Source organism: Desulfitobacterium sp. (assembly GCF_035539115.1).
GTDB lineage: Bacteria > Bacillota > Desulfitobacteriia > Desulfitobacteriales > Desulfitobacteriaceae > Desulfitobacterium_A.
Genome location: NZ_DATLJA010000071.1, coordinates 1 through 11,452 on the forward strand (window position 1 = coordinate 1; position 11,452 = coordinate 11,452).

Here is an 11,452-nt window from a genome sequence, read left to right on the forward strand (position 1 = left end):
CACATGGAAGTGTCCGGGCGCCAACAGAGGCAGGAGCCGATTCTGGCGCCGAACCCCGCCTGCTTTCATTCAACAGTTTGAGCCGTTAGTTTGCTCGGCGAGCGCCCGGCCGAGGCAGCTGTAATCGCAACTCGCCCCAGACACTTTCATTCAAAAGATTCTAGAAAAACAAACAGAAGAACCGTCCCCATGTCTGCTTAATCTTCGACAAGCGGGAACATCACGGGCTCCTTCGTCTTTTGACACTTATAAATCGCGAGAATGATCTCCAACGCCTTACGGCCCTCTTCGCCCGGAATTGCCGGCGTCCGATTCTCCCGAACGGCTTGAATCATGTCGCTAATGACTTCGCGATGCCCATAGCCATAGACCGTCGGCGGATCACTCTCTTGGCTGGCAAAGATCTGCTGCTTTTCCTCTTCGCTATCTGCGAACTCCCATGTTTCGATCCGGTTAACCGCGATCCCGCCAATGATGACCGAACCCGTTTCCCCGAAGACATTTAACGTCTCTTCAATATTTTTAGGATAGATCGTCGAGGCTGCCTCGATCAGGCCAATCGCGCCGTTCTTAAATTTAATTACAGCTCCTCCGACATCTTCCATCTCGATTTTACGCATCGCTGTTGTGGTATACCCGAAGACAGATTCCACTGGACCAAACGTCCATTGAAGTAAGTCAATATTGTGGATGGATTGATTCATCAGCACTCCGCCATCTTGGAGCTTCGTTCCCCGCCAGGGCGCTTGAGCATAATAGTTATCATCCCGATTCCAACGCACGGTAGCTTGGCCATGGGTCAGTTTCCCAAAACGCCCCTCGTCTAAGGCTTCACGCATCAGTTTCACAGACTTGTTAAAACGGTTTTGATGAATTACAGCCAGTTTTACCCCGGCATCCTTACAGGTTTTAATGAGTTCATCGGCGCTTTTTAAAGTCATTGCCATTGGTTTTTCAACCATGACATTTTTGCCGACTTTCGCAGCCGCAATCCCTATCGGAGCATGTAAATCCGAAGGGGTCGCGATCGTCACGACTTCGATATCTTCAGCAGCGAACATCTCTTCATAGGAGGTATACGGTTTAGCCCCGTATTTATCAGCAAACGCTTGCGCCTTTTCGGGAACAATATCGCAAACCGCAACGAGTTCAGCCTCAGGTAGAGCAACAATCGATTCGGCATGTTTTTGGGCGATCCGCCCACAACCAATAATGGCAAAACGCATTTTCTTGTTCATAATTCTCTTCTCCCTTAAAAAAATATGTAGTCAAGGTTTTTACAGCACTCATGATTGTGGAAAGGGGAATCTCCCGATTCCCCTCATGAACTTATTTTGTTGAATGTTCTTTTGATTTTCTCACGATCAGATCTTAACGATCTTCTCGCGGTTATTTTGGACGTCTTTCGTCGCATTCCGCGTATCAACCACGACTTGAGCTTTTTCTACGACACGGTCATAATCGACCGAACTATGCGCTGTCAAAATGAGGACGCAATCCGCTGCGGCCAGGGCTTGATCCGTAAGCTCGACGCTATCCATATGCACCGTGCTACCCCCATGAGGCTCGATCACGGGGATAAAGGCGTCATGGTACGTGATATTCGCGCCGTCTTTGCGGAGAAGTTCCATAACTTTAAGAGCAGGGGATTCACGAACATCATCGATGTCATTTTTATAAGCAACCCCAAGGACCAGAATTTTTGCATCCTTCATGCTTTTATTTTCAGCGTTCAAGGCACGATTTACTTTATCAATAACATGATAGGAAGCTTCAATATTGATCTCTCCTGCGAGTTCAATAAAGCGGGTATGGAAGTCATACTCGCGTGCTTTCCACGTGAGATAGAACGGGTCAATCGGAATGCAGTGTCCACCAACCCCGGGTCCTGGCCAGAAAGTTTGGATTCCGAAGGGTTTCGTTCCAGCCGCTTCGACGACTTCCCAAATATCTAGTCCCATGCGGTCACAAAGGAGCATGAGCTCATTGACTAAGGCAATATTAACAGCCCGATAGGTGTTTTCGAACACTTTCGTAATCTCAGCTGCTGCTGGCGAAGAGACGGGTACGACATTGATAATCGTTTGAGCGTAAAACGTATAAGCAATTTCCAAACAGATTGGAGTCACACCACCGCAGACTTTTGAGGTATTTTTAGTCGTAAAACGTTTATTTCCGGGATCGACACGTTCTGGAGAAAAGGCGAGGAAGAAGTCCTTCCCGACTTTCAGTCCGCTCTTTTCCAGGAGGGGCAAAATGACCTCCTGGGTAGTACCCGGATAGGTTGTGCTTTCGAGCGTCACAAGTTGTCCCGGACGGATGCGTTGGGCAATATCGTTGGTCGCTGATTCAATATAAGAAATATCTGGGTCACGCGTAACGGTGAGTGGGGTCGGAACGCAAATCACGATCACGTCACATTCCGGAAGACGTTCAAATTCCGTGGTTGCCGTGAGCATACCCTTTTGTACCAGCTCCTGGAATTCCGCATCTTTGACATCCCCGATATAGTTATCTCCAGCATTAACCCGGCCGACACGCTGCGCATTTATATCAAAACCGATGACTTTAAACCCAACTTTTCCTTTTTCAACAGCTAAAGGCAAGCCGACATAACCAAGGCCGATGACCCCTACAGTCGCGGTATGATTGACGATTTTTTCTTTTAGTGCTTTAGCGAGCACATCTTCATCTGTGATCACTTCTTTGAGTTGTAACATTATAATATTTCCCCCTTATTGGTTCGCTACTGCTTTGGCAGTTTGCTTTCGAAATGTAGGAATGACAGTTTGCAAAAGCTGGACGACCTCATCCTTAGATAGGTAGGAGCCCCGCTCACGGATAGTATGGATAATCTCTTCGAGTTTCTCGGGCTCAATTTTGTTAGGCTTAGCTACGAAAATACGTTTATGCTTCGTTGCCGATGTCCCTTCCTCGGCCGTAAGTAACTCTTCATAGAGCTTCTCGCCTGGCCGCATGCCCGTGAAGACAATAGGAATATCGACATCAGGTTCAAACCCGGACAAACGAATGAGGTCACGAGCTAAATCGACAATTTTAACAGGTTTACCCATATCGAGGATAAAAATTTCTCCGCCTTGAGCCATCGCCCCGGCCTGAATGACCAGTTGCGAGGCCTCCGGTATCGTCATAAAGAAGCGAACCATGTCCGGGTGTGTGACTGTAACCGGGCCACCCTTGGCAATTTGCTTTTTGAAGGTTGGAATAACACTTCCTCGGCTTCCCAAGACATTGCCAAACCGAACGGCCACGAATTTCGTTTTGGAACGCTTATCCATGTTCTGGATCAGCATTTCCGTGACGCGTTTCGTGGCGCCCATCACACTGGTTGGATTCACTGCTTTATCTGTGGAAATGATAACAAAGGTTTTAACGCCAACTTCATCGGCAACCTCAGCTAGATTATACGAGCCTACAATATTGTTTTTTAAGGCTTCTTCTGGATTGCGTTCCATCAAGGGAACGTGTTTATGGGCAGCGGCATGGAAAACAACGCCGGGTCGATAGCGCTCAAACAGCAGTTTGATTTTCTCCCGATCCTTGATATCCACGATTTCGGTTGCCAAATCAATTCCTGGATGGTCGGTCCGGAGCTCTTGTTCAATGTCAAAAACACTGTTTTCGCCATGTCCGAGGATCACCAGTTTTCCTGGATTAAAGCGGGTGATTTGACGACAGATCTCGGAACCGATTGAACCTCCGCCCCCGGTAACAAAAACAGTTTCTCCGGCCAAATACCCGGCCACCTCTTCAAGATCTACGTTCACTTGTTCGCGTCCGAGCAAGTCTTCGACTTGAACTTCACGAATCTCTTTCGTATCGACCTTACCACTTAAGAGATCGTACACACCCGGCAGGATTTTCAGATCAACGCCGGTATTTTCCGTAATTTGGACGATCTCGCGAATAATCTCACCAGAAGCTGAGGGCATCGCGATGATGACTTCATCAATACTATGGTTTTTGACAACGCGGGGAATATCCTTATGCGTCCCCAAGACAGGAATCCCCATGAGCTGAAGCCTCTGTTTTTTCGGATCATCATCAATAAAACCGATGGGTCGCCCTTCGTGATAATTCCGGTTTTTCAGTTCCCGTACCGCCACAACGCCGGCATCTCCTGCGCCGACTATAAGAACCTGCTTTTGGGAACCCGGAACATGCGGTGTAAACACATTTTCCTGCAAAATCCGCCAGGCAAAGCGCGAGGCCCCCACTAGAAAGAGGGTAGTAAGCCAGAGCAACGCTGCTACCGAATGCGGAAAGCGCATCGGCGCCAGGAAATAGACTGCCGTTATCGTGCCTGCCGTTCCAATTGTTACGGCATAAACAATCACGAGCAGTTCGCCGATACTGGCGTACTGCCAGAGCCTTTTGTAAAGTCCAAAAACATAGAAAACCACCAAATAAATAAGCGTGGCGGCCCAAGCCGAATGGTAATAGGTCCAGAAATATTCTGAGGGTATGTTTCCTTCAAAAAAACGAATATAGAAACTTAAAAAAACAGCAAGATTCACGAGCACTGCATCAATGGCCATTAACGCTAGGGTTCTTTTACGCCACAACATGAATTTTAGTCCCTTCCTCAATTTAAGGGAATGGTTTAAATCCCTTTAAAATCCCTTTAATAAATAAATCAACGGTTTACAGTTTACTATAGTTTATACCGTTTTACAACAGGACATGTACATCCCTTAGCAGGCCTATTCACTGACCAGCTAAGGCTTTCAGTTCATTTACGAGTTCCTGAGAGATGGCGCCTGATCCGCCCATTAAGTAGAGTTGAAGCGACGAATTAACATTTACAGGGGTTGGCGAGGTTAGTGTTTGGAGTTGTCCTTTGATCCAATTTTTAAGGATGGGATATTCCTCAAGCGGGGTCTTCGGAACAAGCACAATTGTCGAAGCTTGATGTGCGGCTAAAGCAGCACCCGCAAGAGCATCTGGGAAATCCTCGCCAGTGGCAAAACTCAGCTTTTGAATATCTCCTTTAAATTCTTGAGCGACGGCAGCCATTGTATCATAACGCGTTGCTCCCGCCAGACGTCGGATTTGGGAGGACTGAAGGTTTAATTTTTCTTGGATCTCCTGTGCAACTTGCAAAGAGATACTTCCTTCTCCTCCGATGAGGTAAACCTTGGCAGGGTGTAAACGTTGGAGCGTTTCTAGGGTTTCTGGCGGTAGTCCTTGCGCTGAAGTCAAAAGAATAGGCATTTTTTTTGCTCCAGCAATTGAGGCAATGCTTAACGCATCGGGGAAATTCTCTCCGGTAGCTATGGCTACCTCGGGTACATTCTGAAGTGTTGTGCTTTGAGGAATCGACGCCAAGGAGATTGTCCCCTTCAAGGTGATCGTCGAAAGAGAATCTACCGCTGTCGCCAGTGCTAGACTTGAAGCTGTCCCATAGCGATTTTCTCCACTAATTCGAATAAGGTTTCCTTCACTCCAGCCTTTCTCTTGGAGAGTTGTGGTGATTTCGGCCCCTAACGCACCTACCCCACCCAGAAGATAAATGTTCTGAGGATGTAAGGTATTCAGAACCTGAAGGACCCTGGAATCGAGTTCTTGGGGAGAGGTTAACAAAACAGGGGCGTTTAGACGAGCCGCTAAAGGTACTCCAGCTAAAGCGTCGGGAAAATCATCCGCTCGCGCTAGGATAACTGAAGTTGAACCTTGGGGCCACCCTTTTTGTGCTTGTTGAATGGCTGTATCGACCCGATCGGTCCCTTGTAAGCGCGTCCATTCGGGAACGATTGGAACTGGAACTGCCCCTTTGTTTAAGTCAGCTAGGTGGTACGGCAACGGGGTCGTCCATTGCATGGAGCTTAGCGGAACTCCCTGTGGTGGTAAGGAACTCACCGGAATTCGGGTTATATTCACCGCCTGAATATAACGTGATAACCAGGCAGGTGGATTCGCAATCGTGTTTAACAGCCGCTCCTGATAAATTGGGAGCGTAGTTCCCGTACTCACTTGTGTCGTCGAGGGACTTCCCGTCGTCGCAGGACTGGTCGTCGTGCCTGATGGGGAAGTTGGATTCACTGGAGACAGCTGCGCTTCATTGGGATTATTTTTTCCTGACCAAATATTGTAGGCCCAAAGCGCAAAGTACCAATTCTCTAATTTATTGCGATCCCCATCGCCTATTTTGGGAACAAACGCCCATTTTTCATTGAGGAGATCAGCCCCCCGCCGAATATTATAATCAATATCTGTTTTCAATTTTTCGATGGTCGCAGGGCTCTCATAATTAGTTGAAATTTGCATGATACCAATTGCCCCTGTTCCGCTGAGCAGCGGTTGCCCCTGACTGTCAAATTGACGCCAGGTGCTTTCCTGATAGGCAATTGCTTTTAAGAAGCTACTGGGAATTCCTTTTTCTCTGGCCACTGTTTCGAGCTTCTGGTTAATAATCTCCAAGGATGGATTAACCTGAGGTATAAAATCTGTTGGATTAGTATTTTGAACCGGCGCATTCGTGGTTGGCGTACTTGTTGCCGCTAAAAGGAGACTTGGTTCACCCAAGGTTTGGACGAGGAGAAAGGTACTTAATAGGACACTCATTCCCACTTTTGTTTTTTTCACCCATGACCCTCCCTGATTGGTGTTCATTCATCCTATTTCAACATCTTCCTTGAAGTTTCCTGCTCTCCATAAAAAATAGGTCTTTTCGCCTAATTCATGGTGGAAAGACCTATTTGCTAAAGTAGCTTGGTAGCAAAAAGGAGTGTATTTGTACACTCCCTCAATTTACTGTATTTAATAAGTTTTATTCGGGTTAATTGGTTTGATTATGAGATAACCAGACTTGGTCTTTTCTATATTATAGTTATCTCGCATGTCAACTACTTTTGCTTTTGAGTATCTTTTCTTGATACTTTCATCTAAGAAAGGGTTGGCTAAGTGTTCAAGAGAAAAATCCTGATTACATTTATTATAAAATTTTCTCATGTTACCCACCTCCTTAGACTCATTATACTATATATTATTACCTAGAACTAGCATTCGTTAATCATGGCTCGAATTTTTGTGTATGCTTCTCCCATAGTATTACTTGTCGTGAACCAATTAGTGACACGCCTTATATTCCCAGAAGATTTTGATAATTTCTCTCCCTCAGTTTTCAATACCCCATTATCTTCAATAAGTTTTAAAGTTCTTATACTTCTTTCTGTATCCTCAATCCACTTTTGTATTCCGTGTTCTGCCTCATAAGACCAGTTAAGGTTTTCATTAACAGCAGCTAAGTCATTCATCATATGAACGATCGTCTTATAACGTTGGTCAGGATCTACTTTTAGAGCATTTTTAACTACTTTCTTAATGAATTAGGAATATGAGGTAAGAATTTATAGCGGTCCGGGAATATACCTCTTACAACTTCATCACGTGTAACACCACCATTTTGAAGCTTATCATCAAAATCGCTATTTCCGTTACACATTCTGTACAAAGTTAAACCTGCTTGGAACACATCATATTGTGAAGTAAAGACACTAGCCTGAAACCACTCTGGTGTTAAGTGAGTGGGATAAGCTAGTGGAACCTCTGCGAACCCATACTTATCTGTAAGTTGAGCTAACCCAAAATCAGTTAAAAGCGCCTTCCCTGCATCGTTTATTATTATGTTGCTTGGCTTAACATCAAAATGTATTAGTCCTTTTGAATGTATATAATTTAAAGCACTTAAAAAATCCAACCCATAGTGGATTATCTCAGGGACTGAAAGGAACTTATTGTTAATAAGTGCATTTAATGACCCATTTTTGTAATATGGCATAGCAAGATATAAGTTATCATCGTCCTGACTTGCATATTTAATTTCCATAACATTCGGATGTCTAGAGGCATATAGCAATCTTGCTTCAGCAAAGTATGTGGTATCAGGCGATATACTTAGTTTATTTACTTCCTTAATAACGATATTTGCATCTAGCTGAATATCCTGAGCTATATAAGTTCTGGAATTTAATCCTTCATTACCAATTTCCTTCAATAAGTCGAAAGCAATTTCTGTAACTCTTGTATCCATTCTGTTCATGACCCCCTATAACTCTAAAGCCGCAAGTGCTGTTAAGATACTTTCTCGTTTTTCCAAGTGGGACTTTGGTATATCAGGAATACCTACGAAGTCGTTTCTACCCTCAAAATAGTCAGTGATATTATCAATTGTTTTACCCAAATATCTTGCTATTGTAGTTTTTTTACTTAAAGAATACTTTTCAACTGGACTGTCGGCAAAAAGCTCTTGAATTACTCCTTCTAAGTAAATTCTAAAAGTACTAACTGTTTGAGCCGTTCCTTCAGTAATCCTAATACCTGCATTTGTTACATTAAAACGCATTATTATCGATAATAGGTTTGTTCTTAAATAAGAAAGTTTATAGGGTTCATCCATTGCTCCAGGTATATTGATTTTATCGATAAGTAATAATTCAAATTGGTCATCAGGTAAGCTTTTCACAACAGTAAAGTGGACTGCTTTGGGTCCGACCCTTATTCCCATACCTATAGACATTTAATCTACCTCTTCACCTTAAATTCAATTAATCCTTAATTAGTATATCAGATTTACCGTTAATGGGATATAAAAGTTCTTGCATAACCACTTCAAATGCTAGTTCAGGCTTCAAATTTAGCAGGAAGCTCAATCCTTATGCTACACACAATATTCGTGTATACTGGGAACTCTACCATATATCTTCTAAGCCAGTATTTCTATGTTCATAAAGACTAAAAACAGCCTACAGCAGAAGCGGCTCGAAATCGAATCAAAGCCTAAACACTAAACAAAGAGACAAGCCTATTATTAAAGGCCTGTCTCTTTGTCTGGGTTGATATTTTCTCTTCGAATAGTGTTTACGTCAGAGGAGTTTCTCCCGAAATCATCCAGTGACCATTTGCAAGAATCAAGTTTACGCGAATATGAACAAGATGTTCTGTCTTTTCTCCCTGTGTCATCTGCTCTCCCAAGTTATAGTCCTGGGCCACATAACGATAGGTGGCTTCGAGCGTAGCTGAGGTAGAAGTTGCAGACTCAAGTTTAAGTTGATCAAAGCGGATATCACTGATTTCCAAGCCAACGCCTTGGATGATGAAGCTTTCTGCCTGACGTGCATGTTTTTCATAAAGATCCCCGACGTAAGCTTTGGCTAACTGAGCACGGAATTTGACCATATCTGTAGACTGCCAAGCTCCGAAAAAATAGCCTATATTTTGTTTGTAGTCATTGCTAATTTTTTGACTAAGCTCACTGGGTATCTTGGGCGACTGATCTGAGCTTAAAGCCCCTGCATTTACAGTGCTGTCGATCCCATTTTCGCCTGAAGCTGTGGGGGGAAAGAGAGGATTCGCATTCAAATCTGGGCTGGGATCTGCTTGAGCAGCCGGCTCGACTGTGCTGCTAACCGTTTGTGTTGCACTACCAACTCCAAACTTTGTTAAAAGTGAATTCCCCGCTGCAGGTGATGTTGTAGCCGCATAGCCGATAATCCCGATCAGCATTCCGAGGCCTAGAGCTACAGAACTCACGAGCCAATTGATTTTACGCATAAAATAAAAAATCTCCTTTACCAGTTTATTACTATCTTTCCCGGTAAAAGAGATTTTAGACACAAGCATTTACCTTTTATGAATTTTTTTCGGAATTTTATTTGCTAAGCTTAGGGAATTGAAGATAGGAGTAGAAAAGAAGGAGTAAAGCCTGTCCCTTCGGGCAGGCCTTACTCCTGATGCCCAATCGCGATGAGCTCATTGTTTATTACTTATTCAATTGTTTAAGTGCACTTGTTTTGCTTGAATCCTTGAATATGTTCCGTTTCTCCTTACTGGAGAGCCCTTCACAAGGGCTTTACTCGTGAACCTGTTTTCCGGTACAGGTCGTAAACCGCTTTATCCAGTTTTTTAGGAACTCATATCCTGATTTTTTATACAACGGCTTCCCTTCATCACTCCGGCTTCAAATTCTCACGTTGTGAATGCTTAAGCATGATCCTTTTAAGTATTATTGCTGTTTCTTAGGCTGGATACCCTTCCTACGGACACTGGACACGCTTTGAATTCGTTACCGTTTGGTGGTAAAGGGAGTAGCCCCATATACCTTCGCATTCGTATCGTTACGAATGATATGAGCATCTAGGTCATGAATCTCTTGGTGGAATTGTTCAATACGCACCTTGTCTTTCGCATCAAAAGCATCAATTCCACGGTTGAACATGACATCCAGGTAGCTGCTTAAAGCAGCAGCATTTTTCGCTCCGGCCTCTTTCTTAATTTGATTATCCCACAGGGATTTATGAAAAACGATGTACTTCTTGATATCCGACTCGTTCATCTGAGGACCGGCATTTGGCCCATACAGATATCCATCAACATATTGATGGATGTTCCAAGCTGCGCCGAATACGATATTCAGCGCGTTTTGACTGAGACCACTCTCCCCAAAATAATCTTTTACGGATGGAGCAAGCGCGATATCCTTCGTATCAGGTTCTTTATACTTTTTGGGTCCTGAGACATCTCCCTGCGGAGTAACATTGATGCCCGGCGGATTCGTGACCGTACTCGCTGGGCTAGCTCCTGCCGTACTAGGCTTCGCTGTGCTATTACCATTGGGGCCATTGGCGCCATTTGCGGTCGCAGTGGCACCGTCCACAGGAGGTGTCTGCACGACGATTGGATTTTGTTCGCCTGAAACTGTCCTATTCATAAAGACTTTCCAGGCGCTCGGTCCATAAATTCCGCCGACAACGACAGCACCGGCCAGTACGAGAGTTCCTGTCAAAGTGAGTATCTTTCTTTTGTCAAACTCCATGATCTCCCTCCTTTTCTTAAAATTTTGTTCTATATTTCCTTCCTATACTACCAATTTTTAGGAATAAAAGTTGTCGCTTTTGCTGAATCTTTTAAATCATTTTCCGCCCTAAGCCTGTCCAAACTGTCACAGGACGCCTCAGAGTACCCCATCTTCGCGAAAATCAAACAGCATCCTTGAAATAAAGAAGGAGAAAAATTTGTTTTCCTTAAGCGAAAACAAACTTTTCTCCTGGTTCGATGTAAATCCGGTTAGCAAAAAGGACGGTTCTGCCGTCTCTTCTAGCATTGAGAAGGTCTCTGGGGGTGGATTTTGTTTACTCCGTTCACTCCGGGCGCTTCACAGACCAAACTAACGCTCAAGCCGTCCGCTCCGACGAGACACTGGCAAAGTCGCCATCCTGGCTCCCTGCCAGTTTGGAGACGTCGTGTCTCCAACCCGTCTCCGCTGCCTGCTTTTCGCGAAGTTTGGTAGCTGCCGAGTGAGTTGCGAGTACAGATGCGGAGGCCTTCAAGCGAGCCGCTAGCAAACTCGGCGAAAACTGGCTTGCATTAGCGGGGCGGACACATGGAAGTGTCCGGGCGCCAACAGAGGCAGGAGCCGATTCTGGCGCCGAAC

At 44.7% G+C, this 11,452-nt stretch carries 10 protein-coding genes and 1 pseudogene; all 11 read right to left on the bottom strand.

Annotated features, from left to right (window positions below):
• Positions 1–197: 197 nt before the first annotated feature.
• A complete protein-coding gene (locus tag VM640_RS11965; RefSeq protein WP_325392498.1) occupies positions 198–1,238 on the bottom strand; it encodes a Gfo/Idh/MocA family protein in 1,041 nt (346 codons plus the stop codon).
• 126 nt (positions 1,239–1,364) lie between these two features.
• Positions 1,365–2,720, bottom strand: coding sequence for a nucleotide sugar dehydrogenase (locus VM640_RS11970; RefSeq protein WP_325392500.1), 1,356 nt, complete (start codon positions 2,718–2,720; stop codon positions 1,365–1,367).
• A gap of 15 nt (positions 2,721–2,735) precedes the next feature.
• Entirely contained in the window at positions 2,736–4,589 is a 1,854-nt protein-coding gene (locus VM640_RS11975) for a polysaccharide biosynthesis protein (RefSeq protein WP_325392502.1), read from the bottom strand.
• 139 nt (positions 4,590–4,728) lie between these two features.
• Positions 4,729–6,606, bottom strand: coding sequence for a cell wall-binding repeat-containing protein (locus VM640_RS11980; RefSeq protein ID WP_325392504.1), 1,878 nt, complete (start codon positions 6,604–6,606; stop codon positions 4,729–4,731).
• 174 nt (positions 6,607–6,780) lie between these two features.
• Positions 6,781–6,972: a hypothetical protein gene (locus tag VM640_RS11985; RefSeq protein WP_325392506.1), complete on the bottom strand. Its 192-nt coding sequence runs from the start codon at positions 6,970–6,972 to the stop codon at positions 6,781–6,783.
• Between the two features lie 47 nt (positions 6,973–7,019).
• Complete coding sequence (locus VM640_RS11990; protein ID WP_325392508.1) at positions 7,020–7,280, bottom strand: hypothetical protein; 261 nt, start codon at positions 7,278–7,280, stop codon at positions 7,020–7,022.
• Between the two features lie 53 nt (positions 7,281–7,333).
• A complete protein-coding gene (locus tag VM640_RS11995; RefSeq protein WP_325392510.1) occupies positions 7,334–8,053 on the bottom strand; it encodes a serine/threonine-protein kinase in 720 nt (239 codons plus the stop codon).
• Positions 8,054–8,068: 15 nt separating this feature from the next.
• Positions 8,069–8,539, bottom strand: a complete 471-nt coding sequence (locus tag VM640_RS12000; RefSeq protein ID WP_325392512.1) for a hypothetical protein — start codon at positions 8,537–8,539, stop codon at positions 8,069–8,071.
• Positions 8,540–8,880: 341 nt separating this feature from the next.
• Positions 8,881–9,573, bottom strand: a complete 693-nt coding sequence (locus tag VM640_RS12005; RefSeq protein WP_325392514.1) for a hypothetical protein — start codon at positions 9,571–9,573, stop codon at positions 8,881–8,883.
• 511 nt (positions 9,574–10,084) lie between these two features.
• Positions 10,085–10,834 (bottom strand): hypothetical protein, encoded by a 750-nt coding sequence (locus VM640_RS12010; RefSeq protein WP_325392516.1) that lies wholly within the window; start codon positions 10,832–10,834, stop codon positions 10,085–10,087.
• A 358-nt stretch (positions 10,835–11,192) separates the two neighbouring features.
• Positions 11,193–11,452: pseudogene (locus VM640_RS12015) on the bottom strand (hypothetical protein); the annotation flags it as partial.

What these genes read in the sequence shown, in the direction of transcription:
- VM640_RS11995 (WP_325392510.1), bottom strand. Translation starts at nt 8,053, where the DNA reads ATGGATACAAGAGTTACAGAAATTGCTTTCGACTTATTGAAGGAAATT.
- VM640_RS12000 (WP_325392512.1), bottom strand. Translation starts at nt 8,539, where the DNA reads ATGTCTATAGGTATGGGAATAAGGGTCGGACCCAAAGCAGTCCACTTT.
- VM640_RS11970 (WP_325392500.1), bottom strand. Translation starts at nt 2,720, where the DNA reads ATGTTACAACTCAAAGAAGTGATCACAGATGAAGATGTGCTCGCTAAA.
- VM640_RS12005 (WP_325392514.1), bottom strand. Translation starts at nt 9,573, where the DNA reads ATGCGTAAAATCAATTGGCTCGTGAGTTCTGTAGCTCTAGGCCTCGGA.
- VM640_RS12010 (WP_325392516.1), bottom strand. Translation starts at nt 10,834, where the DNA reads ATGGAGTTTGACAAAAGAAAGATACTCACTTTGACAGGAACTCTCGTA.
- VM640_RS11985 (WP_325392506.1), bottom strand. Translation starts at nt 6,972, where the DNA reads ATGAGAAAATTTTATAATAAATGTAATCAGGATTTTTCTCTTGAACAC.
- VM640_RS11990 (WP_325392508.1), bottom strand. Translation starts at nt 7,280, where the DNA reads ATGATGAATGACTTAGCTGCTGTTAATGAAAACCTTAACTGGTCTTAT.
- VM640_RS11975 (WP_325392502.1), bottom strand. Translation starts at nt 4,589, where the DNA reads ATGTTGTGGCGTAAAAGAACCCTAGCGTTAATGGCCATTGATGCAGTG.
- VM640_RS11965 (WP_325392498.1), bottom strand. Translation starts at nt 1,238, where the DNA reads ATGAACAAGAAAATGCGTTTTGCCATTATTGGTTGTGGGCGGATCGCC.